23 protein-coding genes and 1 tRNA gene are annotated in these 25,666 nt (G+C 59.0%); 10 read left to right on the top strand and 14 right to left on the bottom strand.

The window, feature by feature from the left end; all coding sequences use genetic code 11:
* Positions 1–38: 38 nt before the first annotated feature.
* The 7 genes from radC to phaC form a co-directional block, all read right to left on the bottom strand.
* Positions 39–779 (bottom strand): RadC family protein, encoded by a 741-nt coding sequence (gene radC, locus KW403_RS00845; RefSeq protein WP_223020912.1) that lies wholly within the window; start codon positions 777–779, stop codon positions 39–41.
* 66 nt (positions 780–845) lie between these two features.
* Positions 846–1,673, bottom strand: a complete 828-nt coding sequence (gene map, locus KW403_RS00840; RefSeq protein ID WP_223020911.1) for a type I methionyl aminopeptidase — start codon at positions 1,671–1,673, stop codon at positions 846–848.
* A gap of 53 nt (positions 1,674–1,726) precedes the next feature.
* Positions 1,727–2,428 (bottom strand): DNA/RNA nuclease SfsA, encoded by a 702-nt coding sequence (gene sfsA, locus KW403_RS00835; protein WP_223020910.1) that lies wholly within the window; start codon positions 2,426–2,428, stop codon positions 1,727–1,729.
* A gap of 43 nt (positions 2,429–2,471) precedes the next feature.
* The gene (locus KW403_RS00830) at positions 2,472–3,446 is read right to left on the bottom strand and encodes a hypothetical protein (RefSeq protein WP_246637842.1); all 975 of its coding nucleotides are present in this window, start codon (positions 3,444–3,446) and stop codon (positions 2,472–2,474) included.
* Positions 3,447–3,591: 145 nt separating this feature from the next.
* Positions 3,592–3,667: transfer RNA gene (locus KW403_RS00825), tRNA-Glu, on the bottom strand.
* 80 nt (positions 3,668–3,747) lie between these two features.
* Positions 3,748–4,911: a YcbK family protein gene (locus tag KW403_RS00820; protein WP_223020909.1), complete on the bottom strand. Its 1,164-nt coding sequence runs from the start codon at positions 4,909–4,911 to the stop codon at positions 3,748–3,750.
* A gap of 253 nt (positions 4,912–5,164) precedes the next feature.
* Positions 5,165–6,994 (bottom strand): class I poly(R)-hydroxyalkanoic acid synthase, encoded by a 1,830-nt coding sequence (gene phaC / locus KW403_RS00815; protein WP_223020908.1) that lies wholly within the window; start codon positions 6,992–6,994, stop codon positions 5,165–5,167.
* A 621-nt stretch (positions 6,995–7,615) separates the two neighbouring features.
* Here phaC and KW403_RS00810 point away from each other — a divergent pair.
* The 4 genes from KW403_RS00810 to recJ all read left to right on the top strand — a co-directional run bounded on the left by KW403_RS00810 (position 7,616) and on the right by recJ (position 13,138).
* Positions 7,616–8,836 carry an LL-diaminopimelate aminotransferase gene (locus KW403_RS00810; RefSeq protein ID WP_223022379.1) on the top strand — a complete coding sequence of 407 codons (1,221 nt, stop codon included), beginning with the start codon at positions 7,616–7,618 and terminating at the stop codon, positions 8,834–8,836.
* 40 nt (positions 8,837–8,876) lie between these two features.
* Complete coding sequence (locus KW403_RS00805; protein WP_223020907.1) at positions 8,877–10,190, top strand: homoserine dehydrogenase; 1,314 nt, start codon at positions 8,877–8,879, stop codon at positions 10,188–10,190.
* Positions 10,191–10,327: 137 nt separating this feature from the next.
* Positions 10,328–11,305 carry a class II fructose-bisphosphatase gene (gene glpX, locus KW403_RS00800; RefSeq protein WP_223020906.1) on the top strand — a complete coding sequence of 326 codons (978 nt, stop codon included), beginning with the start codon at positions 10,328–10,330 and terminating at the stop codon, positions 11,303–11,305.
* A 51-nt stretch (positions 11,306–11,356) separates the two neighbouring features.
* Positions 11,357–13,138: a single-stranded-DNA-specific exonuclease RecJ gene (recJ, locus tag KW403_RS00795; RefSeq protein ID WP_223020905.1), complete on the top strand. Its 1,782-nt coding sequence runs from the start codon at positions 11,357–11,359 to the stop codon at positions 13,136–13,138.
* Between the two features lie 9 nt (positions 13,139–13,147).
* On the opposite strand, the gene KW403_RS00790 is transcribed toward recJ, so the two are convergent.
* From KW403_RS00790 to folE, 3 genes are all read right to left on the bottom strand, one after another.
* Positions 13,148–14,044, bottom strand: coding sequence for a patatin family protein (locus tag KW403_RS00790; RefSeq protein ID WP_378596829.1), 897 nt, complete (start codon positions 14,042–14,044; stop codon positions 13,148–13,150).
* A 275-nt stretch (positions 14,045–14,319) separates the two neighbouring features.
* Positions 14,320–14,769: a phosphoribosyl-AMP cyclohydrolase gene (gene hisI, locus KW403_RS00785; RefSeq protein ID WP_223020903.1), complete on the bottom strand. Its 450-nt coding sequence runs from the start codon at positions 14,767–14,769 to the stop codon at positions 14,320–14,322.
* Positions 14,769–15,434, bottom strand: coding sequence for a GTP cyclohydrolase I FolE (folE, locus tag KW403_RS00780; protein ID WP_223020902.1), 666 nt, complete (start codon positions 15,432–15,434; stop codon positions 14,769–14,771). Before folE ends, hisI begins: the two co-directional genes overlap by 1 nt.
* 242 nt (positions 15,435–15,676) lie before the next feature.
* Between folE and KW403_RS00775 the strand changes: the two genes are divergently transcribed.
* From KW403_RS00775 to thrS, 3 genes are all read left to right on the top strand, one after another.
* Positions 15,677–16,123, top strand: coding sequence for an iron-sulfur cluster assembly scaffold protein (locus tag KW403_RS00775; protein WP_223020901.1), 447 nt, complete (start codon positions 15,677–15,679; stop codon positions 16,121–16,123).
* A 4-nt stretch (positions 16,124–16,127) separates the two neighbouring features.
* Entirely contained in the window at positions 16,128–16,445 is a 318-nt protein-coding gene (gene yidD, locus KW403_RS00770; RefSeq protein WP_223020900.1) for a membrane protein insertion efficiency factor YidD, read from the top strand.
* A 108-nt stretch (positions 16,446–16,553) separates the two neighbouring features.
* Entirely contained in the window at positions 16,554–18,542 is a 1,989-nt protein-coding gene (gene thrS, locus KW403_RS00765; protein ID WP_223020899.1) for a threonine--tRNA ligase, read from the top strand.
* Positions 18,543–18,612: 70 nt separating this feature from the next.
* Here thrS and KW403_RS00760 read toward each other — a convergent pair whose 3' ends face one another.
* Positions 18,613–19,578, bottom strand: coding sequence for a hypothetical protein (locus KW403_RS00760; protein ID WP_378596722.1), 966 nt, complete (start codon positions 19,576–19,578; stop codon positions 18,613–18,615).
* Positions 19,579–19,727: 149 nt separating this feature from the next.
* On the opposite strand from KW403_RS00760, the gene KW403_RS00755 reads away from it, so the two are divergent.
* Both KW403_RS00755 and KW403_RS00750 read left to right on the top strand, forming a co-directional pair.
* The gene (locus KW403_RS00755) at positions 19,728–20,288 is read left to right on the top strand and encodes a nitroreductase family protein (protein ID WP_378596830.1); all 561 of its coding nucleotides are present in this window, start codon (positions 19,728–19,730) and stop codon (positions 20,286–20,288) included.
* Positions 20,288–20,896, top strand: a complete 609-nt coding sequence (locus tag KW403_RS00750) for a flavin reductase family protein (protein WP_223022377.1) — start codon at positions 20,288–20,290, stop codon at positions 20,894–20,896. The genes KW403_RS00755 and KW403_RS00750 overlap by 1 nt, the downstream gene beginning before the upstream one ends.
* 10 nt (positions 20,897–20,906) lie before the next feature.
* Here the strand turns inward: KW403_RS00750 and KW403_RS00745 are convergent, their stop codons facing one another.
* Positions 20,907–21,785 carry an HpcH/HpaI aldolase/citrate lyase family protein gene (locus KW403_RS00745; RefSeq protein WP_223020897.1) on the bottom strand — a complete coding sequence of 293 codons (879 nt, stop codon included), beginning with the start codon at positions 21,783–21,785 and terminating at the stop codon, positions 20,907–20,909.
* Between the two features lie 2 nt (positions 21,786–21,787).
* Entirely contained in the window at positions 21,788–22,243 is a 456-nt protein-coding gene (locus KW403_RS00740) for a MaoC family dehydratase (protein ID WP_223020896.1), read from the bottom strand.
* A 137-nt stretch (positions 22,244–22,380) separates the two neighbouring features.
* Between KW403_RS00740 and KW403_RS00735 the strand changes: the two genes are divergently transcribed.
* Positions 22,381–23,526 (top strand): DUF2336 domain-containing protein, encoded by a 1,146-nt coding sequence (locus KW403_RS00735; protein ID WP_223020895.1) that lies wholly within the window; start codon positions 22,381–22,383, stop codon positions 23,524–23,526.
* 15 nt (positions 23,527–23,541) lie between these two features.
* On the opposite strand, the gene parE is transcribed toward KW403_RS00735, so the two are convergent.
* Complete coding sequence (gene parE, locus KW403_RS00730; RefSeq protein WP_223020894.1) at positions 23,542–25,599, bottom strand: DNA topoisomerase IV subunit B; 2,058 nt, start codon at positions 25,597–25,599, stop codon at positions 23,542–23,544.
* Between the last annotated feature and the right edge of the window lie 67 nt (positions 25,600–25,666).

Genomic DNA, 25,666 nt, shown 5'->3' with positions numbered 1-25,666 from the left:
GCCTTTTCTTTGTTGGGTGCCAGATCTTGAGGGAAAAATCAGATCAGCTGAAGCCCCTTGAAGCTCGCATGTCCCTTCTTGCCGATAATAATGTGATCATGAACCGTGATGCCCATTGGCTTGGCCGTGTCCACGATGGTTTTGGTCATGTCGATGTCTGCGCGGGAAGGGGTTGGGTCTCCTGAGGGATGGTTGTGGACGAGAATCACGGCGGTTGCGGCAAGCTCCAGCGCGCGTCGCACCAGTTCTCGTGGATAAACCGGCGTATGATCCACGGTGCCTGTCTGTTGAACCTCGTCGGCAATGAGCTGGTTTTTCTTGTCGAGAAAAAGGACACGGAATTGTTCTCGGTCCTCGTGGGCCATGACCGCGGTGCAATATTCTATCACCTGTGACCATGAGGTCAGGAGCTGGCGGTTGCGCAAGTCGGCCTTGAGCATCCTTTGGGCCAGGGCCGCTGCGACCTTGATATCGCGGGCAGCGGCTTCTCCGATGCCATCCACTTCCTGCAACAGGCGCTCAGAGGCACCGAAAATCTCGGGAAGCGAGCCAAAGCGCGCCAGCAAGGCTTTTGCCGGACCTTTCGTGTCTGCACGCGGTATGGAACGGAACAGAAAGAGCTCCAGCAACTCATAATCGGAAAGCGCCGTGCTGCCGGCTTCCCCAAAACGTTGCCGCAAGCGGTCTCTATGCCCGTGATAATGCGGCTTCATGCCGGATTTTGGTGTGGCTACAATCGGCCGTTCAGCCAAAAAACCGTGATCGTCGTCCTCTTCCATGAAGTGTCCCCGCCACTGTTCCATGGGAACGTGCGGTTCGCCGATAGCACACGTTCTGGTGGCAGTTTAAGCCGGGAGGCTGGGACGGTCGAGCCCTGCGCGCGAAAGCGTGAAAATTTCGCAGCCGGTCTCCGTAACGCCGATCGAGTGTTCATACTGGGCCGACAAGGAACGATCTCGCGTGACTGCTGTCCACCCGTCCGAAAGGACTTTCACATGGGGGCGACCGAGATTGATCATGGGTTCGATCGTGAAGATCATGCCCGGACGCATTTCAACACCCTCGTTCACACTGCCATAATGCAGAATGTTGGGCGCGTCGTGGAACAGCTGACCGACTCCATGACCGCAGAAATCCCGCACAACCGAGCAGCGCTCTCCCTCCGCGTAAGACTGGATAGCCGCTCCGATGGCTCCGGTGCGTGCCCCCGGCTTCACCGCGGCGATGCCGCGCATGAGGCACTCATGGGTAACCTCCAAAAGCCGTTCGGCGGCGCGTTTGATAGTGCCGACCGGATACATGCGGCTTGAATCGCCATGCCATCCGTCAAGGATATAGGTGACGTCTATGTTGACGATATCACCGTCGCGGAGCGGTTTGTCATCCGGGATCCCGTGGCAAACGACATGGTTGATGGAGGTGCAGGTGGATTTGGTGTAGCCGCGGTAATTCAACGTCGCGGGTATTGCGCCGTGATCCATCCCGAACTCAAAAACAAATCTGTCGATCTCATTGGTGGTTATGCCTGGTGCAACCCGGCTTGCGAGTTCGTCCAGACAGCGAGCGGTCAGGTTTGATGCCCGACGCATGCCCTCGAATCCTTCCTCGCCATAAAGGCGGATCTGGCCGGTGTTTCGCATCGGGGCGGACTCTGCTTCGAGATAGGTGACCATGAGGTTTGAATCGCTTGGCTTCGAATGGATACGGTTGCCGGATTTTGCTGGTTTTATCGCACGATGTCTATCAGACGATCCGGCTTGATTGCTTCAGGGCTGATTTGGCATTTGATGGCGTAGGCTTCAACCCCAGCTTTGTCAGCAAGTGCAAAAGCCTTTGCGTAAGCGGGGTCGAGATCGTCACACAAACGAAAGCGCGTGCAGTCGCCTCTTTGAATGAGATAGATCATGATGGCGCGGTGGCCTGCCTTGCGCATGGCGACAAGCTCATGCAGATGCCGTGTCCCTCGCTCTGTCACCGTGTCGGGGAATTCCGCGAGACCCGCTTCGCGCATGAAATGCACGTTCTTGACTTCCACATAGGCGTGAGGGCGCTCCGGGTCCTCAAGAAGCATATCGATGCGGGAGCGCTCTCCATAGCGCTGCTCGCGTTTCAACCTGCCGTATCTTGCAAGATCGGACACGAGACCGGCGTGGATGGCTTCCTCGGCGAGCTTGTTCGGCAATCCCGTGTTGATCCCGACCAGGGTGCCGTCGGCCTCGACGATCTCCAGCCGGTGTCGGTATTTACGTTTTGGATCGTCTGCGCGGGAGAGATAGACGCGCGCACCTTCAGATGTGAGCCCGAGCATGGAGCCGGTGTTCGGTACGGAGACAGTGATCTCGGTTCCGTCCAAAAGTAGGACATCCGCCAGAAAGCGCTTGTAGCGGCGGATCAGGCGTGCCTCGATCAGCGGTGTTGAAAATTCCATGACGGTCTTTCGATGAAGGTGTGTTCACACGGTACACTGTCAATCAGCCGTGTACTTCAGGGGAAGCCAGGGCCGCCGCGCGTTTTCGATAGTATGGGCCGAGGACAAGCGGCGTCAGGTACATGGGAATCTGGTAGCAACCGATGAAGAGCAGCAGCGAATCGGTCACGCCAGCGGGTAGGGCGGTAAGGAACAGGCCGATGTTGCGATTGCCGGCGGCAATGCCCAAAGGCGCTGCAATGCCTTGCTTTCCAGAGCGTTCCAGCAGAACCGTCACGGCGATCTGCAGCAAGAAATTTGCGGCGACAGCAATCGCGAGATTAAGGCCAACCCGTGCCGGATCGATCAAAAGCGTTTCGCCGACCGCGGACATGAGGCCGATCACCACGACACCCATGAGAATGGCAGAGAGACCGTCAATCGATCGGATCGCGACCGGCGACGGGTTTGCGAATGCGAAACGGCGAAGGATGAATGCTGCGGAAACGGCAAGCCCGATGACAGCCAGCAGCCTGCCAGCAGCCGCCAAGACAACGTCAGCGCTGCCGAGCGCTGGAGTGAGCCAGAAAACAGGCAGTACGGTGAGCGGCAGGAGTGCGGTTCCGAGCGTCATGACCCGCATGACCGGTGCAGGATCATTGCCGGTCATGATCGCCAGATGCGGACTGCCGGAAACCGGCGCCGCAGCGGCCATCAACACCAGCGCGGTGGGCAGGATGCCTTCCCAGTCGATTGCGAGAAAGAAAAGCGCGAAACCGATCGGCAAGAACAATTGAAAGGCGAGGGTGGCGACAAGTGACTGACGCAGTTCCCCCAGAGCACCGACGAGGGCTTTCGGCCCCACCCTCAGAGCTGCGAGGAACAGCAGTGCGGCAATCAATTCGGCGATCCAGGGTTTTGCCGCGTGCGCGGCCGCCGGTGAGGCAATGCCGACCAGGAGCCCGGCAATAAGGAAGAAACGTGCGCGCGAGGCGGCAAAACCGAGCGCCTTCTCAATAACAATCAACGGGCCTTGCATTTGGCTGCCTTCCTGCTCGTGCCGGGTGAAACCGCCACGTCTCCATCAGTATGCCAAGGATGAGCGAGAAGTACGCGGACTGACAAGTCGGGTCAAACGACAACCGATTCAGTTTGCCGACGTAGAATGTCAGAGAAGAAAAGAATGGTACGCCCAACGGGACTCGAACCCGTGTTTCCGCCGTGAAAGGGCGGCGTCCTAGACCGCTAGACGATGGGCGCGCTCAAGACGATCCGGCTTATAGTGAGCTTCGTTGCCGGGGGCAACCCGTCTTGTGATAGTTCTATGCTTTTTTTGTGATTTATTTTCTGCGGCGGCAGCGCCAGTTCCAGTCTCGCTCCGGACCGACGTCCACATGCACCGATTTTGTGTGACAATAGGTGCCTACGCCACCGCGGCCCGGCATAGAGCGTACATATTTCGCCAGCTCCCATTTGCTAACGCCATCGATCTGGATGTCGGCGGCGGCACAATACATATGAAGAGACTTACGGGCTCCGCGTACGCGGCGATTGTAACTGGGGCTGCGATAGCCCGAGGTGACGACGATTCTTTTGCCGTAGTGCCGTTCGATTGCCTTGAGCATGCCGACCAATGCGGGCTTCAGGCAGGCTGTATCGACACTTTCCCGCTGTTTAAGAAGGCCATTGGGAGCAAGCCGCGCCATACCGGCTGCCGAGGCGACCTGGTAGGCAGGTTCCTCCTCGTAAATATCCGCGTCGGCATCACCGCTGCCCGTCTTGCTGGAGAATTCAAACAGGCTTTCGCCCTGCCGTACGCCAGGGAGAGCTGAACCCATGTTGACGGATGCCTGCACGGGCTTTGTGTCGGGCGAGGCAGAAGCAAGCACGACCTTGGACTCTTCCGCGGGCTTGGCTTTGCTCGTATCGACCAGGGGACGGGTGGCTTTCTCGGCCGCTTTTGCTGCTTTCGGCTCCTTGGCAGAGAAGAAGGCTGAAAGAAAACTCTGCCGCTTGGACGCTGATTCGTTCTCGGACGGCGGTGCCGCATCGGCCTCCGCGACTTCTTCGGAAGTGCTTTCTTCAGCTGGAACAGCAGCTGCAGTCTGTGTAGGGGCGCTTTTGGCCGGGGGATCGATGTCTTCTGAAGTGGTTTCGGCGGCGGTCGTTTCGCTTGCCGTCTCGGTTGCTGAGACAGGTTCTTCCTGTGGAACTGCTGCTGTTTCCGTGGGAACCTCTTCTGCGGCCGTCACCTCTTCGTTTTGACCAGGACGTTCGGACGGGAGAGGCATGGAAGTTGAGACTTCCGACCCGCCAGTGCCTTCCGCTGCTGCAAGCAGGGTAGCATCGCTCGCTGAGAGATCAGTATCGGTTCCGCCGTTTTGCAGCGCGGTCGGGGCGAGACCCAGTTGGGCCACGGGATCAGAGGTGGTGGAGCAGGATGCCAGAATCAGAGCGCAGATCACACCCGTCAGACTGGACCGACCATGCCTCAACACCGTCATATAGCGTTTTCCGCTCTCGTCCCCCAACAACAGAAATATGCCCCTCAATTGATTGAACAACGCACGCGACGATGAACTGAATACGGTTCGCAAATCTACAGCAAGTGCTTGTCTTGCCTGCGAATCCCAGCCCTTTGGACAACCATATAGGCGGTAGAAAACAATTGAGGCAAGAACATGTTTCATTCCGAAACTACGTCAAAGTTCCCTCACGGCCTCTAAAAGCATTGTTTCGTCTTGTCATTTTGCGTGATCAGGCGCGGATGCGCACATAATCTCCCGGGGCTTCACCCAGCGTGTTCTTGTTCTTCGCTGGTTTGCGGGCTTTGACTTCACGGCTGTCCTTCGAAAGAATCCAGGACTGCCAGCGCGGCCACCAGGAACCGGCATGCTCATCGGCGGTTGCCAACCAATCTTCAAACTCGCCATTGGGCTCTCCGCCCGTCCAAAACTGATACTTTTTCATCTCGGGTGGATTGATGACGCCTGCGATGTGTCCGGAGCCTGCCAAAACAAACTCCACCGGTCCTCCGAAAAAGCGGCTGCCAATGAAGACGGATTTTGCTGGCGCTATGTGATCCTCACGCGTGGCAAGGTTGAAAATCGGGATCGTGATATCTTCGAGATGAAGGGTTTTTCCACGTAGAACAGCGCGACCATGGGAGAGGTTGTTCTCCAGATAGCAGTTGCGCAGGTAATATGAGTGATTGGCTGCGGCCAGCCGCGTGGAATCGGAGTTCCAGTAGAGAAGGTCGAAGGGCAGGGGCGCTTGGCCGCGCAGGTAATTGTTAACCACATAGGGCCAGATCAGATCGCCTGCGCGCAGCATGTTGAACGCTGTAGCCATGCGCGTCGCGTCCAAATATCCGCGTTGGTGCATGGCTGTATCCAGAGCCTGGATCTGCTCTTCATCCACGAAGACCTTGAGGTCGCCAGCGAAAGTGAAATCCACCTGTGTGGTCAGGAACGTTGCGGTGGCGATGCGTTCATCGCCCTCGGCCGCCATTAAGGCAAGGCCGGCTGCCAAAAGCGTGCCGCCGACGCAGTACCCCATGGCATTGATTTGCTTTTCGCCTGTTGCCGCTTCGATCGTTTGGAGCGCAAACCTTATGCCGTGGTCAATATAGTCTGCCCAGTCGTAACGCGCGTGGCGTTCGTCTGGATTGATCCAGGAAATGACAAAAACCGTGTGTCCTTGTTCAACCGCCCAGCGAATGAAAGAACGCTTGGGGTTCAGATCGAGGATATAGAACTTGTTGATCCACGGAGGGACGATGAGAAGCGGTCGCTTCAACACGTTCTTCGTCGTGGGAGCATATTGAAGGATTTCGACCAGGTCGTTGCGCGCTATGACCTTCCCCGGGGTGGTGGCCAGGTTTTCGCCGATCTTGAATTTCGAACTGTCGGACTGCCGCAGTTTGAGGTCGCCTTTCCCCGCGGCGATATCTTCGGCCAGCATGCGCATGCCGCGCACGAGATTTTCACCGTCACTCGCCATGGTCTCGCGAAAGAGCTCAGGATTCGTCAGAAGAAAGTTCGATGGCGAAAGGGCCTGGCTCATCTGCTCGACGTAGAACCGCGCCTTGTGGCGCGTTACGTCGTCGAGCTCATCTGCACCATCCACGAGGTGGACAGCCCAACGGGCGGTGACGAGATAGGCCTGTTTCAGAAAGCTGAAAAAGGCGTTGCGTCCCCAGTCGGGGTCCTGGAAACGTTTGTCATTCGCTGCGGTTGGGATGTAATCACTGACATCCTGCTCGCTCATGCGGCGGATGGCATTTGCCCAGATGCCCATGAACTCGGCGAAGAGACGCGTCTGTGCTTCGAGCGCTCGGGTAGGATCGCTCAGCCAGTATTCACTGACGCGAGAGAACGTCCTGATCATGTCGGCAAGCGGCGCGGCCGTTATGTCGCTTGCTTCACCTTGTTCCCGTGCTTGTGTCCAGGAGGCGGCAGCCTTGCCGAGCTCTTCGAGCGCGCGCGCTAGATTTTGCGCCAGACGTTCGGGATCTTTTGCGAAATACTGGTGGAGCGTTGAGTCTGCTTGGTTTCCTGCGCCGTTGGTCTTGTTTTCTCGAGCCATAATTTGCGCCTGCAACCTGAACGCGCCTTTCAAGCGGCGCGGTGTTAACGTAATCTCACGGGAGGCTCCCCCGCGACCATCATGCATGGTAGTGGCTTGAATCGGAAGAGAATATGAAAATCAGAGCTCACTGCGGTTTTTTTCGCATCTCGGAAGCAATTATATTGACGGCTTCCCTGTCGCTCTCGCTTGGAGGATGTGTCAGCGCGAGTTTGGAAGACGCCGCTCCCTCCGCAACGATCAGCGCCCCGCCTCCCTTGCCAAGTCCCGGGGCAAAGGTTGCCTCAGAAGGAGGCAATGCCCCAGCTGCGCGAAACACCGGTGCTTATCCTGATCTCAATATTCCGCCGGAATCTGCAGCTACGCCAATTGATTCCACCGAGAAAGACCTGCTCACGCGCGATCTTTCTGCAGTGCGGGAGCGTCTTGCGGTTCGTGCTCCAGGCAACAACGCTGAAGCAGAAGCCGCACGGCTGCGCCGTCTTGCCAAAACGCATGCGGAGCGTCAGCTCGAGGAAATTGAAAAGAGCGAGTAACCGCGCTCTCCTTCCCCTCGACCAGTCGGGGGAATGGGTATATGAGGTCCGGTCACCGGTCTCGCGTCACCTGCATCGAGGTATGATGATGGAAGAATTCCACAAAATCCGTCGGCTCCCGCCCTATGTTTTCGAGCAGGTGAACCGCCTGAAGGCGAGTGCGCGTTCACGCGGTGCCGATATCATCGATCTCGGCATGGGAAATCCTGATCTTCCAACCCCCCAGGCCATAGTTGACAAACTGTGTGATGCGGTGCGCGATCCACGCACGCACCGCTATTCCTCGTCTCGGGGCATTCCCGGCCTTCGACGGGCACAAGCGGCCTATTATGAGCGTCGTTTCGGGGTGAAGCTCAATCCCGAAACCCAGGTGGTGGCGACGCTGGGGTCGAAAGAGGGGTTTGCCAATATGGCCCAGGCGATCACTGCGCCGGGCGATGTGGTTCTTTGTCCGAATCCCACTTACCCCATTCACGCTTTCGGTTTCATCATGTCGGGTGGTGTTGTGCGGGCTATCCCCGCCGAGCCTGACGCGAATTTCATCCCGGCGCTTGAACGTGCCGTGCGCTATTCGACGCCGAAGCCCATCGCGCTTATCCTCAATTATCCCTCCAATCCGACAGCCTGCATGGCGTCGTTGGATTTCTACAAGGATGTGGTGGCATTCGCGCGCAGGAACGATCTGATCATCCTGTCTGATCTTGCCTATTCGGAGATTTATTTCGAGGGAAATCCACCACCTTCGGTACTGGAGGTGCCGGGCGCATTGGACGTCACGGTGGAGTTCACTTCCATGTCCAAGACCTTTTCGATGCCAGGCTGGCGCATGGGTTTTGCCGTCGGAAATGAGCGGCTGATTGCTGCGCTTTCGCGTGTCAAATCCTATCTGGATTACGGGGCGTTCACGCCGATCCAGGTGGCGGCTGCGGCTGCTTTGAACTCCGATGGCACGGAAATTGAAGAGGTGCGCGAAATCTATCGGCGCCGCCGAGACGTGCTTGTGGAAGCGTTTGGCCGCGCCGGCTGGGATGTGCCACCGCCCCCTGCCACCATGTTTGCCTGGGTGCCGATCCCGGACGCCTACCGTGAACTCGGTTCTTTGGAATTTTCCAAGCTTCTGGTTGAAAAGGCCGAGGTGGCGGTTGCGCCTGGCATCGGGTTTGGTGAGTTTGGCGACCAGTTCGTGCGTATCGCACTGGTTGAAAACGAGCACCGGATCCGACAGGCGGCGCGCAGCATCAAGCGCTTCCTTGCAACCGCACCTGAAAACACCGACAACGTCATCCCGCTCGGCGCCCGGCGCTGAGTCTTATTCACTGAACGATCGAGAAGGAGCACGCCGCATCATGGCCGAAGCGTTGCGTATTGGAATTGCGGGTTTGGGAACCGTAGGCGCCTCTGTCGTGCGTTGCATGACGGACAAGGAAGCGGAACTGACCAGGCAATGCGGACGCACGATGGCACTGACCGCGGTTTCAGCACGCGACCGCAATCGCGACCGCGGCATCGAACTCGGTAACGCGCAATGGTTCGACAATCCGGTCGAATTGGCCGGGTCGGCCGAGATCGACGTTTTCGTGGAACTGATCGGTGGCGACAGTGGTGCGGCTTACGATGCGGTGAAGGCGGCATTGGAGGCCGGGCGCCACGTGGTGACCGCAAACAAGGCGCTGCTCTCCAAACACGGTGTCGCGCTGGCCGCGATCGCGGAGGAGAAGGGCGTTCTTCTCAACTATGAAGCCGCGGTCGCCGGCGGCATCCCCGTTATCAAAACCATGCGCGAGGCGCTTGCCGGCAATGAAGTGAGCCGTGTGTTCGGCATCATGAACGGCACGGCAAACTACATTCTGACACGCATGGAAGAAGAGGGGCTTTCCTTCGAGGACTGTCTTACAGAAGCGCAGCGCCTTGGATATGCCGAAGCCGATCCGACCTTCGACATTGAAGGCCATGACACTGCTCACAAGCTTTCAATCCTGACCAGCCTCGCCTTTGGGTGCAAGATCTCTGCTGACGATATCTATATGGAGGGTATCTCAAATATCAGTCAGGCTGATATCCGCGCAGCCAGCGAGCTTGGTTACCGGATCAAGCTCCTGGGTGTGGCCGTCAAGACCGACAGCGGGATCGAGCAGCGAGTTCACCCCACCATGGTGCCGACGCAATCTGTCATCGCGCAGGTCCATGGTGTGACCAATGCCGTGGCGATTGAGACGGATGTACTTGGCGAGCTTCTGCTTTCGGGACCCGGCGCGGGAGGAAATGCAACGGCCTCCGCGGTCATCGGCGATATGGCCGACATTGCGAAAAGCCGCCCGGGTTTTCAGCACGGTCCGGTTTTCGGGCGACCCGCTGCCAAGCTGAAACCCTACAAGCGGGCGCGTATGCGCTCACATGAAGGGGGCTATTTCATCCGCATGACTGTGCATGACCGGGCCGGTGTCTTCGCGGCCATTGCCAAGCGTATGGCTGACAATGACATTTCGCTCGAATCGATCGTCCAGCATGCTGATGGCGGCTTGCCGGACGAGCAGAAGAATGTGATTCTCGTGACCCACGAGACGACCGAAGCAGCCGTCCGCAAGGCAGTCGATGGTGTGATGAAGGACGGTCATCTCGTGGACAAGCCGCAAGTTATCCGCATCGAGCGGGCAGCCTGACGCACATTTCGAGCCTGTCACATTTATTCAATCGATTCATGTTTTTGACGGGGCGGCCGGGGTCTTGCCGTGCCGCGCCGTCTTTGTCACAAGAAGCCGCCGCCCATGGAAGGTGGTGAACATCAGGATCTGGATACATGTTGAAAGCCACGCAGGCGGGTCTCGACCGCATTCTCACACTGGAACTCGTTCGTGTGACGGAGCGCGCGGCTGTTGCTGCGGCAAGGCTACGGGGCCGTGGCGACGAGAAAGCGGCGGATCAGGTGGCCGTTGATGCCATGCGTTCGGAGCTCAACCGTTTGCCGATCAAGGGCACGGTGGTGATCGGCGAGGGCGAGCGCGACGAAGCGCCGATGCTCTATATTGGAGAAGAAGTGGGTGTGGGCGAGGGGCCCGAGGTCGATATTGCGCTCGATCCGCTTGAGGGAACCACGATCTGCGCGAAAAACCTCCCCAACTCGCTGGCGGTCATCGCCATCGCCGAGCGCGGCAGTCTGCTTTATGCGCCTGACGTCTACATGGAAAAGATCGCTGTCGGTCCCGGTTATCCTGAGGGCGTCGTGGATCTCGACGCACCTGCCGTTGAAAACATCGAGGCGTTGGCAAAGGCCAAGGGTGTGCCGATCAACGAGATCACGGCCTGCATTCTCGACCGACCCCGCCATGCGCGTCTGATCGAGGAGGTGCGCGGAACGGGTGCGGCGATCCGACTGATCGGCGATGGTGACGTGGCCGGCGTGATTCACACGACTGATCCGGATGAAACCGGTATCGATATCTATCTTGGCATTGGTGGTGCGCCCGAGGGCGTTCTGGCGGCGGCAGCGCTGCGCTGTATTGGTGGGCAGATGCAGGGACGCCTGCAGCTCAATACCGAGGAGAAAATCGCGCGCGCGGAAAAGATGGGCATTTCCGACCCGAAGAAGGTCTATCGCATGGATGAGATGGCCAAGGGCGATGTATTGTTTGCCGCAACCGGTGTGACGGACGGGAATCTGCTTTCCGGCGTCAAGTTCGGCCGCGACCAGATATCCACGCACACCATCGTCATGCGTTCCTCCTCTCAGACGGTGCGCGAAATCATCGCCCGCCATCAGGACCTGGACAAGTTCTGAGAACCTCGAGGCCGCTTGCCATTCTTCGTCCTCTGTGAAACCTAGTCGGCGATGACTGGCGACAAGCGATATTTCCTGGATGTGCGGCACTCGGCACGCGGCCTTGCGTGGGAGCACCGGCTCGACCTGCGCGGCGAGAATGTCGCGTTGGCGATGGCACAGACCCATGGCATTCCTGAAATCGTTGCACGGGTTCTGGCTGGGCGTGGGGTGGAGATGGACGAGGCCAAGCGGTTTCTCGACCCGACAATTCGTGATCTCCTCCCCGATCCAGCGAGTTTGACCGACATGGAGAAAGCCGCCGAAAGGCTGGCTCGCGCTGTTCAGCACGGCGAGAGGGTCGCGATCTTCGGCGACTACGATGTCGATGGCGCTGTTTCCTCGGCCATGATGAAGCGCTTTCTGGCGCACTACGGCATTGCATCCGAAATCTACATTCCGGACAGGATCTTCGAAGGCTATGGACCAAATCCCGAGGCGATGAGAGAGCTTGCCGGCAGGGCGAGCCTGATTGTCACTGTTGACTGCGGTGTCAACAGTGCTGCGGCGATTGCTGCAGCGACGGAAGCGGGCGCCGATGTTGTGGTGCTCGATCATCACCAGGTAGGCGGCGATTTGCCGGAGGCGGTCGCGGTCGTGAACCCGAACCGGGAGGATGACCTTTCGGGGCAAGGTTTCTTGTGTGCCGCCGGTGTTGTGTTTCTTGCTCTGGTACAAACGGTCAAATGTCTCCGGCAGCATGGCGCGGCCAAGGCGCCGCCGGATCTTTTGGGGCTTCTCGATCTCGTTGCACTGGGAACAGTGTGCGATGTGGTGCCGTTGGTGGGCGTCAACCGCGCCTTCGTGGTGAAGGGGCTACTTGCTGCACGTCAGATGAAAACACCTGGGCTTGCCGCACTGGCGCGCGTGTCGCGCATTGGCGAACCGCTCAACCCCTACCATCTCGGCTTCATGATCGGGCCGCGCATCAATGCGGGTGGCCGTATCGGCAACGCGGCGTTGGGCAGCAATCTGCTCGCCAGCGACGATCTGGCCGAAGCCGCGAAAATCGCAGAGACACTCGACCGGCTGAACACCGAGCGTCAAGACATGGAAACGGTGATGCTTGCGGAGGCGAAGGCTGAGGCGGACGCCGAATTGATGGCGGGAGAGGGGCCTGCCGTGCTGGTTACGGCAAGCGACCGCTGGCATCCGGGTATTGTCGGGCTTCTGGCCTCTCGTCTCAAGGATCACGCAAGGCGTCCGACCTTTGCGATCGCTTTCGATCCAAGCGGCAAAGGAACGGGGTCGGGGCGTTCCATTGCGGGTTTCGACCTGGGCAAGATCGTTCGGGAAGCGGTCTCCGAGGGGCTGTTGGTCAAAGGCGGCGGCCATGCCATGGCTGCCGGCATTACCATCGAGCGCGGTAAGCTTGGCCCACTTCGGGCGTTTTTCGAAGAGCGAGCGGCCGATGCCGTAAAGAAACTACGGGACGCGGAAAGCCTGAAGATCGATGCGGCGCTCTCTGCCGATGGCGCGAACCTTGCGCTGCTTGACGCGTTGGAGACTGCAGGGCCATTTGGCTCGGGTCATCCGACGCCGGTTATGGCGCTGCCGCGCCATCGCCTTGCCGATGCGCGTATCGTGGGCAACGGACATGTCCGGGTCGATTTGCGCTCGCAAACAGGCACGCGTATGGAGGCCATTGCCTTCCGGGCTGCCGAGACCGATCTTGGCAATTTCCTTTTCGCCAATCGCGGTGCGACGATCCATGTTGCGGGAACTTTGGCGGTCAATCACTGGAACGGCACGAAGCGCATCCAGATGCGGCTTCAGGATGCGGCGAGCGCATGAAAGAGCGGGTCACCCCAGAACGGTGATGATCCGGTCGAGCTCGGAGAGGCGGGCCTGGGTGGTCTCGTATCCGATCGCAATGGCTTCATCGGCACGGTGGAACTCGGTAAGGCCGATGTGGCCGAGCTTGGGCTGAAGCGAAAGATCGGGCGGGTCGCCCGCCATCCGCGCGCGCGAAATTCGATCCTGAATGATGTTGAAGGCTTCGACCATTACGCCGGTAATGCCAAGCCGCTGATCACGCTGATGCGGACCTTTCTCGACCACAAGCGGAGCTTTTTCGATTTGCTCCGATTCCCGAGGCATATCGGCTGCGTGCTTGATGACTGCCGCGCGTCCGAACAGGTCGTAGTGAAGATTGACGGCCATGACGAGAGGCTGCTCATAGGATCGGCAGGCCGAAACAGGCACCGGGTTGACCAGCGCACCATCCACAAGCACCCGGCCGTTGCAGGTGACGGGTTCGAAAACGCCGGGCAGTGCATATGAGGCTCGCATTGCTGTGATCAGCGATCCGCTCGATAGCCAGATTTCGTGGCCGGTGCGAATTTCGGCAGCGACGCAGACAAACGGCTTTGAGAGATCATCAAAGGTCACGCCCCTTAGATGTTCTTCCATGCGGGCCGTGAGCTTCATCCCTCCGAACAGGCCGCTGCCGCCGAAATTGATATCCAGCAATCCGAAGATGCGCCGCTTGGTCAGGGAGCGCGCGAAATCTTCCAGTTCATCCAGTTTGCCCGCCAGATAACAACCGCCCACCAGCGCGCCTATGGAGGTGCCGGCAATCATGCCGATGGGGATGTTCGCTTCGTCGAGAGCGCGCAGGACACCGATATGAGCCCAGCCGCGTGCAGCGCCGCCGCCCAGTGCAAGTGCAATACCGTTGTGAGGATTTGGTGCAGGCATCCGCTCGGCCACGGGTGGCTCACGCGAACCCAGGTCGCCCTGCCTGCTGTCTTGCTTTCTGCGTAGAGATGCCCAATCGAGCATGATCATCTCCTCGTCCCCACGGCATCATGCCCGGGAACTGTATCAAATTGGTGAATGTGCGTCGCTTTGGCGAACCGAACGGTTCAACGCTGCCTCACCGGGGAACATGCGGATATGCCAGACTCTAGATGTGCGCTCCCGAACGGAAAGTCTACGCCGCGGCCGATCAAGAAATCGAGACCGACTTTTGGTCAAGCGCGTCCGTCTTTATGATCCAAGGGCTTCATGCCGAGGTCGATGAGAACGGCTTTGCCCTCACGCACCGACACGTTCCTGTAGAAACAGGATCGACGACCGGTGTGGCAGGTCGCACCGTCGCCCGCAACCTTCACGCTCAGATGGACCGCATCCTGATCGCAGTCCGTGGCGATGGAGACAATGTGCTGGACGTTGCCGGAGGTCTCGCCCTTCTTCCAGAGCTTGCCTCGCGAGCGCGACCAATAATGGGCAATGCCGGTTTCCAATGTCATTGCCAATGCCTCGGCATTCATGTGTGCAACCATCAGGAGCGCATTCGTTTCGGCATCCGTCACAACCGCCGTAAGAAGGCCGTTGGCATCAAAGCGCGGCGAAAAAGCCGCGCCTTCTTCAAGCGCGGCTTTGTCGGATGGGGCTGGAGGAAAACTCAAGGTGGTCGTCATCAGCGGTGATTGTCCCGCAGCATGGTCATGAAGCGCGCCTGCTCTTGAAGATCTTCCCTATATGCTCCCGTAAACGTGGTGGTGAGCGTCACGGAGCCTTGCTTGCGGATGCCACGCATGGCCATGCACATGTGTTCTGCCTCGACCAGCACGGCCACGCCGCGCGGTTTCAGGACATCCTGAATGACATGGGCGATCTGTGCCGTCATGGCTTCCTGCGTCTGCAGGCGGCGTGCGAAAATATCGACCACGCGGGCGATCTTGGACAGGCCGACCACTTTTCCATCCGGTAAATAGGCCACATGTGCCTTTCCGATGATGGGCACCATGTGATGCTCGCAGTGCGAGTGGAACGAGATGTCCTTGATGAGGACCATATCGTTGTAGCCCTGCACCTCTTCAAAAGTTCGCCCCAGTTCCTCGGCGGGGCACTGGTCGTAACCGGAGAACATTTCGCGGTAGGCTTTGGCCACACGCTTGGGCGTTTCGATCAGGCCTTCACGGGCGATGTCGTCACCGGTCCAGCGCAGAAGGGTGCGCACGGCGTTCTCCACCTCTTCCTGAGATGGACGATCGGTGGCCGGCTTGTCCATGTAAGATTTTGTCTCCGCGATTTTCTCACCCTTTTCGGCATGAGGCGGAAAGTTCTTGATAACAGCGTCCATAGAAGGCGTCTCCCGTAGTCCCTGTCTCGGCAGGGACGAGTTGAACGGTTCACGGCCTTATCCAGCGGGTAATGGAGAAAAATCTCAGCCCGGCCCGACAGCGGCGTGCACGAAACTGGTACCCACAATGGCATCATGCCTTGTCGCGGGCCCACAGCGTTCATTATATATGTGGCTTGAAGCAGAAGGGAAGGTGCCGAAGCGACTTTGATGTGTTTCGGTCGCGGCAGAACGGAAATTCTATGCTCGACGACGTCTACAACGCGAAAATTCTTGGTTTTGCCGGCAATATTCAGCGGATAGGGCGGTTGGAAGCACCGGATGCTTCCGCGAAGGCACATTCCAAACTCTGTGGTTCGACGGTCTTGATCGACCTCAGGGTCGAAAATGATACGGTTGTCGATTTCGCACATGAGGTAAAAGCCTGCGCTCTTGGGCAGGCTTCATCGTCGATCATGGCCGCTCATGTGGTGGGAGCGAAGTTTGACGAGTTGCGACACGTCCGCGATCAGATGTACGCCATGCTGAAGGAAGAGGGCGCGCCACCAGCCGGCCGTTTCGAGGACCTGAAATATCTGGAGCCGGTGCGGGGTTACAAGGCGCGGCACGCCTCGACGCTTTTGACTTTCGATGCGGTGGTGGATGCAATCGACCAGATCGAGAAGGCGCGCGCTGGCGCTGCCGCCTGATCAAATGGCCCCAACCGTGCGAAGCCGCAATTGGCAGGGGCCCTGGCCGAAGACCCCGGGGCGCGTTGTGGGTACGGCTTTGGTGCGATCCTACCAGCTTACTCTGTCTGGTTTCATCGGCAATTCCTGCCGGCATTTCCCTACATGTTCGGAATATGCCTATGAGGCAATCGCCCGGCATGGCTTATGGGCTGGCGGTTGGATGGGACTTTTCCGCGTGGCTCGGTGTGGGCCGGGCGGGACCCATGGTGTCGATCCGGTTCCGGATCATCTGGCCGACCGCCTGAAATGGTGGACACCCTGGCGCTACTGGCGGCCTTGAACGCGCTGAAAGGGGTTTACGCCATCCGCCGATGACGCTAAACGCCCCTTGCTCACAAACACCAAGACCACCCGCGCTCGTTGGCGGGACTGGATAAGGAGAAGACTGATGGCCGAGGCCGTTTCCCTAAAATTTCCCGATGGATCCGTTCGCGAATATGACGCGGCGACGACCGGCGCTGACATAGCCGCCGGCATCTCAAAATCGCTCGCCAAGAAGTCCGTCGCCTATGCGCTCGATGGCACGGTGCGCGATCTTTCGGACCCTGTTGGTATGTCCGGCGATCTTGAGATCATCACCCGCGACGACCCGCGCGCGCTGGAACTGATCCGGCACGATGCCGCGCATGTGCTCGCCGAAGCCGTGCAGGAATTGTGGCCCGGTACCCAGGTCACCATCGGTCCGGTAATCGAGAACGGATTCTATTACGATTTCGCCCGCAACGAACCCTTCACGCCCGAAGACCTGCCGGTCATCGAGAAGAAGATGGCGGAGATCATTGCGCGCAACAAGCCTTTCACCAAGGAAGTCTGGTCGCGCGACAAGGCCAAGAACGTGTTCGCTGAGAAAGGCGAGAGCTACAAGGTCGAACTGATCGACGCGATCCCCGAGGATCAGGACGTCAAGATCTACGCGCAGGGCGACTGGTTCGACCTGTGCCGTGGTCCACACATGGTCTCCACCGGCCAGATCGGCAAGGCTTTCAAGCTGATGAAGGTGGCCGGCGCCTATTGGCGTGGCGATTCCAAAAATCCGATGCTCACTCGCATCTACGGAACGGCCTGGCAGACGCAGGAAGAGCTCGATCAGTATCTCCACATGCTGGAAGAGGCCGAGAAACGCGATCATCGCCGCCTTGGCCGCGAAATGGACCTTTTCCATTTCCAGGAGGAGGGACCGGGCGTTGTTTTCTGGCACTCCAAGGGCTGGCGCATGTTCCAGAACCTTGTGAGCTACATGCGTCGCAGGCTTGCGACCGATGGCTATGATGAGGTGAACGCACCGCAGGTACTCGACAAGAGCCTGTGGGAGACGTCTGGCCACTGGGGCTGGTACAAGGAAAACATGTTCAAGGTGGAGTGCGCCGATGACGAGGCGGAAGACACCCGCACCTTCGCGCTGAAGCCGATGAACTGTCCCGGCCACGTTCAGATATTCAAGCACGGCCTCAAATCCTATCGCGATCTGCCGATCCGGCTGGCCGAATTCGGGAATGTGCACCGCTATGAGCCGTCAGGCGCGCTGCACGGGCTGATGCGCGTTCGCGGCTTCACGCAGGATGATGCACACATTTTCTGCACGGAAGAGCAGCTTGCGGCCGAGTGCCTGAAGATCAACAATCTGATCCTCTCCACCTATGCCGATTTCGGCTTTGAGGAAATCACGGTCTATTTCTCCACCCGACCCGAAAAGCGTGTTGGTTCCGACGCGCTCTGGGATCATGCCGAGGAGATCATGAGCAAGGTTCTGGTGCAGATCGCCGAACAGTCGGGCGGGCGCATCAAGACGGCCATCAATCCCGGCGACGGGGCATTTTATGGTCCGAAGTTCGACTATGTGCTGAAGGATGCAATCGGCCGCCAGTGGCAGTGCGGTACGACCCAGATCGACTTCAATCTGCCGGAGCGCTTTGGCGCGTTCTATATCGATCAGGATTCAGAGAAGAAGCAGCCAGTGATGGTTCACCGGGCGATCTGCGGCTCGATGGAGCGCTTCCTTGGCATTTTGATCGAGAACTATGCCGGACATTTCCCGCTCTGGTTTGCGCCGGTGCAGGTGGTGGTGGCGACGATCACCTCCGACGCGGATGACTATGCGCTGAAAGTGACGGAGACGCTGAAGGAAGCGGGGCTGCTTGCCGAAGCGGATCTGCGAAACGAGAAGATCAACTACAAGGTCCGCGAGCATTCGCTGGCCAAGGTTCCGGTCATTCTCGTCTGCGGCAAGCGTGAGGCGGAAGAGGGCACCGTCAATATCCGGCGCCTCGGCAGCCGCGATCAGGCTTCCATGTCGCTCGCGGATGTGACTGCGATGCTCTCTGAAGAGGCAACGCCGCCCGATCTCAAGCGGAAGGCTGCAAAGGCAGCCGCTGCATAAGACGCTCTGAGTTCATGACTGGAAAGAGCCGTGCTTGCGCGCGGCTTTTTCATTTGAAGCGACGGTCGTGTCAATCCGGAAACTGATTGCGCGTGTCCAGCAGGTCTGTGGGGAGAAGCTCCACATCCTGATTGCGACCAGGGACGACCGAGAAATCGCGTTGGTAGATTCGGTCACGATTCTTCGCGACGATGGTGTAGTCGCCTTCTGCGAGCACCATGGATGCATAGGCGCTGACAGTTTCATAGACGATTTCACCGGTGTCGGTGAGCACAGACCAGGCGGTGTCGGCAATGGCTTCGCCACCACGCTCGCGCACGAGCTTCATGGTGAGGTCCGCGGCCCGGTGCTCCACCGTTGCTTCGGTGAGCTTTCCCGCTTCAACCCGAATATCGGAGCGGATCACGGCATTCATGCCGCCATACTTGGCGACCACGTGGTATGTGCCGGCATTGAGGCGCACAATGCTGCCAGGCTCAACGTCTGGCAGGATCAGGGTACCGTCGCCGATATTGTCTTCACCGGCCTCGTAGATGGAAAAACGAAGTTGATTCTGGGGAATCCGCACGCCGCCAGGGAGGATTGCGTTCAGTTTCAGGCCGCCCGCGTCAAGGAAGAGATCCTCACGCATCGGCTCATGACCGACCGTAATACGCTTGGTGACGCCGGCCCGACCATAGGCGGCATGGACCAGATAACTCCCGGGAGCGAGTTGAAAAACGGTGTTGCCCCCACGCGCTGTCGCCACGAGAGGGAGCTTCTCATCAGCTCCCTGCTGAGTCCCAAAAATGCGCCACACGAGACCGTTGGGGATATCTTCGCCACCTTCATTGAGATGAGCGACAAGTGTGACCTCGCCGGTCTGCGCAATGGCCAACGCATCATCCACCGAGGCTGGGGCGTAATTGTTAAGGCCGGGAAGGCGCAGACCATCGACTGCTTTTTCCGCGTCTTCCTGTGCATAAGCGGAGCAGGCCATCAGGGGAGAAGCACACAGGGCAAAAAAGGAGAGTGTCGATCTTAAAGAACTGCGCATGTCTGACAAGAAGCCCAAGGCGGTGGCAATTTCAAGGCGATTGTGCGATCTGAATTTCACGAAGGAAAGCTTTCGCGAAACATTCTGCCTGATTCAGGCCATCATATCCTACAGGAGACAGACAATTGCACCCATCCGTGCTTGATTTCATGCTTGCGCGCCGTTCCACGCCGGTCAAAGACCTTGCGGAGCCGGCGCCGTCCGACAAGGAAATCGAGACCATATTGAAAGTGGCATCGCGGGTGCCCGATCATGGTCGTTTAACGCCGTGGCGTTTCATACTTTATCGGGGCGATGTCAGAAGACAGGTGGGTGAGGCGCTGGCCGCGCGCGCCATCGAGCGGGAACAGGATTTGCCCGAGGCGCGGATCGAGCAGGAGAAAACCCGATTCTCGCGCGCACCCCTGGTGATTGGCGTGGTGTGCGTTCCCAAAGAAAGCCCGACGATTCCCGAGTGGGAGATGTTCCTCTCCGGTGGCATGGCTGCAATGAACCTGATGATTGCCGCCAACGCTCTGGGCTACGGCACCAATCTCATTACAAACTGGTATTCGGATGATGCCGAAGGGCGTCGCATACTGGGGCTTGCGCCGCAGGAGCGCGTGATCGGCTTTGTGCACATTGGCTCTTTTGACGGTGAACTTCTGGAACGCCCGCGTCCGGATCTTGCTGATATTGTCTCCGAATACACCGGAGCGTGGGAGGAATGATTTTTTACGAACCCTCCAAGGGCCATGGGCTACCGCACGACCCGTTCAAGGCTATCGTGTCGCCGCGCCCGATTGGCTGGATTTCCACTCTCTCGCATGAGGGAGTTGCCAACCTCGCCCCCTATTCCTTCTTCAATGCGATCTCGTCCAATCCGCATCTGGTGTTCTTTTCCTCGGAAGGGGCAAAAGACAGCGCGACCCACGCCGAAGAGAGTGGCGAGTTCGTCGTCAACCTCGCCAGCCGCCATCTAGCGGACCAACTGAACGCCAGCTCGGTTGATGCACCGCGCGGTGTCAACGAGTTTGATTTTGCCGGTCTCACTGAAGCTCCTTCAAAGCTCGTAAGGCCGCCACGCGTGGCCGAATGCCATGCGGCGCTTGAATGCAAGGTAACCGAGGTGAGGCGCCCGTTGGGGCTCGATGGGTCACCGGCAGGCGTGATTGTTGTTACGGGTGAGGTTGTGGGCGTGCATATCAGCGAGGCCGTGCTGAAGGACGGCCAGTTCGATGCCGTTGCAGCAAGCAATCTCGCGCGTCTCGGCTATCGCGACTATGCGGCGATCACCGAGACTTTCGAGATGACGCGGCCGCAATGGAAGGGCGACTGAGCCTGTTCGGTCAGTCCGGAGAGACCGTACCGGCGCGTTCAAGGACCCGTCTGGCAAGGGCGAGGTGCGGGCGGTCGTACATGCGCCCTCCGATATTGACCACGCCGGCATCGCCCGCGGCCAAAAATGCCTCCACCACCGCGCGCGCATCCTCTACCTCTCTCGCCGAGGGGGTGAAAATGGTGTTAATGGGGTCGATCTGAGCCGGATGAATCGCCATTTTGGCGACGAACCCATCATGGGCGGCTGTGCTGCATTCCTTTTCAAAGGCTTCGCTGTCGGAAAAGTCGGGAAACACCGTGTCGATGGCCGGGACTCCCGCTGCCGCGGCAGCCAGAAGCGTCATGCTGCGCGCGAGCTGGAAGAGTGATGTATAGCTTCCGTCTTCGTGGCGAGCGGTGAGCGCGCCGATATGCGCGGAGAGATCTTCTGCTCCCCAGGTCAGTCCACAGAGACGCGGGCTGCAATCGCGGTAGCTGGCAGCATTCAGAACGCCAAGGGCAGTTTCCGTGATGATCGGGAGAATGCGGGTTCTGCCGTCTTCAATTCCATTTTCTGCCTCGTGAACGCGCAGCGCCGTCGCGAGACGCGCCACGTCGCCGCCGCCTTCGGCTTTGGGAAGCATGATGCCATCCGGTTTGGCCTTCATGACGCCATCGAGGTCTATATCGGTGAGACCAGAGGACAGGTCGTTCACCCGCACAAAAAGCCGAGCCTTCGTGTGCGCTCGCGCTTGTTCCAGAAACGCAGCGGTGACGCGGCGGGCTTCTTCTTTCTTGTCGAGGCCTACCGAATCCTCCAGATCAACAATCAGAACGTCGCTCGACGTGTGCAAGGCCTTTTCCAGCTTGCGTTCGGAATCGCCCGGTACAAAGAGAAGAGAACGCATGTTCAAGCGCTCGTTTTTTTCAGGATCATGGCTTGCCGCAGACAGCGGGCCACCAGCGTGTCATTCTGATTGAAGGCCCGATGCTCGAATTCCACGATGCCCCGATCGGGCTTTGATTTGGATTCACGTACCGATTTCACCTCCGTCTCGACGCGGATCGTGTCGCCGTGGAACACCGGGTTCGGAAAACTGGTTTCTGTCATTCCAAGATTGGCTATCGTTGTGCCGAGCGTGGTGTCGTGTACCGATATGCCGATCATCAGACCGAGGGTGAAGAGTGAATTGACCAGAGGTTTGCCCCATTCGGTCTTCTCTGCAAAATTGAAATCGATGTGCAGGGGCTGTGGGTTCAGCGTCATGGTCGAAAACAGCATGTTATCGCTCTCGGTGACGCTTTTGCGCAAGGTGTGCTGAAACACCTGTCCAGGCTGGAATTCCTCAAGATAAAGGCCCGCCATTGGGCTCCTCCCGTCCAAAGGATGATCTGTCTCTTGATAGGGGGGGCGGGCGCGGGCTGCAAGTCGGCACTTATGGTAAACGTTTCCTATACGAATTCACGCTAGGCTTGTTTCAGACAGGGCGGGAGTATGACTTCGTGCAAGTGGTTCAGCATTTTCTCAAGTGGACGCAGACGGCAAAGGTGTCCGAACGCGCGGGCGCGGCAGCGGCCCTCGCCAGAGCCTATCTCGAAGGAGAGCTGCCCTTCGAGGATCGCTATGCGGCAGAGGCCGCATTGACGGCTTTGCTTGACGATCCATCTTCCAAGGTGCGGTTCGCGCTTGCAGAGGCGCTTTCCATGAGCCGGCACGCGCCCGTGCAGGTGGTGGCGGCTCTGGCGTCTGACCAGCCGGACGTCGCAGCGCCTATCCTGGCGCGCTCTCCTGTTTTGTCCGATACCGATCTCATTGACCGGGTCGCGGACGAGAGAGAGGCAACCCAATGCCTTATAGCGCGCCGTCCGCATTTGAGCATGAGTGTATCCGCCGCCTTAGCTGAGGTTGGGACGCTTGAGGCTTGTTTAGCATTGGCGGAAAATTCGAGTGCGGACATCGCGGCCGTAAGTTTTCGCCGTATGATCGAACGCCATGGGAACGACCCTCGTTTGCGGGAAAGACTGGCTGCTGACCCTCACTTGCCATCAGACTGCCGCCATGTGCTCTTGCGCCAGTTGGGAGAAACCTTGCGGGACGCTCCTTTCGTGCGAGCGCTGGTGGGCGCAGCGCGTGCGGAAAAGCTCACTCGGGATGCATGTATCCGTGCTTCGTTGACGTTGATCGAGACTATCGACGCCGAAGAACATGGGGCAATGGTTGAGCATCTTCGCATCCAGGGGGAACTGACAACCAGTTTCATCGTGCGACTTGTGGCGCATGGGAAGATCGATTTTTTTGGCCATGTCCTTATGACATTGACAGGAGAGTCTCTGGCAAGGATCGGGGGGCTTCTGGTAAGTGGACGCGATCTACCGCTGGCCGCGCTGTTCAAAAAAGCAGGCCTTGCAAAGCCTGTTCATGCTCCGGTCATTCGAGCCTTGGCCGTCTGGCGTGAGGTTGCGCAGGGTAAACGGATAGCAGGCGCACAAGAGGTTTCCTGGCTGATGCTTGAGAGCATCGGAGCAACGCCGGGGCAGGGTGGCCCTTCGGTGGGCTCTGCGGAATTGGCCGGGCTGTTGCGGTCCATTCATCTCGACGCCTTGCGCGAGAATGCGCGTATCCAGGCACAAGCGATCGCAGCGGCCTGACAGGCTGAGTTCAGATCAAATATCCAGTTCGTCCGCGAACTCTGCGTTTTCCTGAATGAAGCGGAAACGCGCCTCGGGTTTCGTTCCCATCAGAGAATCAATGGCGCTCTTTGTCGCTTCCTCGCCATTGAGAACCGATACGCGCAGCAATGTGCGCTTGGCCGGGTCCATGGTCGTTTCCTTGAGCTGGCTCGCCATCATCTCGCCCAGACCCTTGAAGCGCCCGATCTCGACCTTGCCGCGACCCGTGAACTCCGTTTCGAGAAGCTCGTCCTTGTGCGCGTCATCGCGCGCATACATGGTCTTGCCGCCCTGGCTGATGCGGTAGAGCGGGGGGACTGCCATGTAGAGGTGGCCATTCTCGATGAGTTGCGGCATCTCCTGATAAAAGAAGGTGATGAGCAGAGAAGCGATATGCGCGCCGTCGACATCGGCATCCGTCATGATGATGACGCGGTCGTAGCGCAAATCGTCTTCGCGGTATTTCGAGCGCGTGCCGCAGCCGAGCGCCTGGGTAATGTCGGAGATTTGCTGGTTGGCGGCCAGCTTGCCTGTGCCGGCGCTGGCGACGTTCAGGATCTTGCCGCGCAGTGGCAGCACCGCCTGGCTGGCGCGGTTGCGCGCCTGTTTCGCGGAGCCGCCGGCCGAGTCGCCTTCGACGATGAAGATTTCGGCACCCGCTGCCGCGCCCATTGTGCAGTCGGCGAGCTTTCCGGGCAAGCGCAGCTTGCGCACGGCGCTCTTGCGGCTGACTTCGCGTTCCTGGCGGCGGCGCAGGCGCTCGTCGGCGCGGGCGACAACCCAATCGAGAAGCTTGGAGGCTTCCTGAGGGTTCTCTGCCAGCCAGTGGTCGAAGGGGTCGCGCACAGCGTTTTCGACAATGCGCATGGCAGCCGCCGTTGCCAGCTTGTCCTTGGTCTGGCCGACAAATTCCGGTTCGCGCACGAAGACGGAGAGCATGCCGGCAGCCGAGATCATCACGTCTTCGGAGGTGATGATGGAGGCGCGCTTGTTGCCGGTCAGTTCGGCATAGCCGCGCAGGCCGCGCAGCAGCGCATTTCGGAAACCGGTCTCGTGCGTTCCGCCCTCCGGTGTGGGCACGGTGTTACAGTAGGAATTGAGCATGGCGTCGCCGCCATACCAGGTGATCGCCCATTCCACCGCGCCATGGCCGGAGCTCTTTTCGCTGCGGCCGGAAAACACTTCCTTCGTGACCTGAAACTGTCCGTCCAGCGATGCGATGAGATAGTCTTTCAGACCGCCCGGGAAGTGGAAGGTGGCCTTGTCAGGCGTCTGATCTTTTTCGCCGATCAGTTCGGGCGCGCACACCCAGCGTATCTCGACACCGCCGAAGAGATAGGCTTTGGAGCGGGCCATTCGGTAAAGGCGCGCGGGTTCGAACTTCGCTCCCTTGCCGAAAATCTGTTCGTCTGGCTTGAAGCGCACCTTTGTGCCGCGGCGGTTGTGAACGTCGCCGAGCTTTTCGAGCCCGCCCTGCGGCAGGCCGCGCGAAAAGGTCTGGCGGAAGAGCTGGCGATTGCGGGCGACCTCGACTTCAAGGAGTTCAGAGAGCGCATTCACGACGGAGACGCCCACGCCGTGCAGGCCGCCGGAGGTCTCATAGACCTTGGAATCGAATTTGCCGCCGGCATGCAGAGTGGTCATGATGACTTCGAGCGCCGACTTGTCCTTGAACTTGGGGTGCGGGTCCACGGGAATACCGCGACCATTATCCGTGACAGAAAGAAAGCCTTCCGCGTCCAACTCCACCTCGATGAAGGTGGCGTGACCGGCCACCGCCTCGTCCATGGAGTTGTCGATGATCTCGGCGAAGAGGTGATGCAGCGCCTTGTCGTCGGTGCCGCCGATATACATGCCGGGACGGCGGCGGACAGGCTCAAGGCCTTCCAGAACCTCGATGTCGGCTGCACTGTAGCCCTCGCCGGACGATGCGGGCGAGGTGGACGGCGCAGGGCGCGGCGCGGGTTTGCGTTCGGGCGCTGCCGGCTCCGGCGCTTTCGCACGTTCCACATTTGCGGTCATCCCGGCGAAGAGGTCGTTGTTGTCGTCCATGAAGCGTGTTGTGTCCTGTCCGCGAATCACATCGCAGTTTGCCATGGATTCCAAGGCAAAGCGAAGC

It is taken from the genome of Nitratireductor kimnyeongensis, assembly GCF_019891395.1.
Lineage (GTDB): Bacteria > Pseudomonadota > Alphaproteobacteria > Rhizobiales > Rhizobiaceae > Nitratireductor > Nitratireductor kimnyeongensis.
This window is presented reverse-complemented; position numbering and strand designations above follow the sequence as displayed.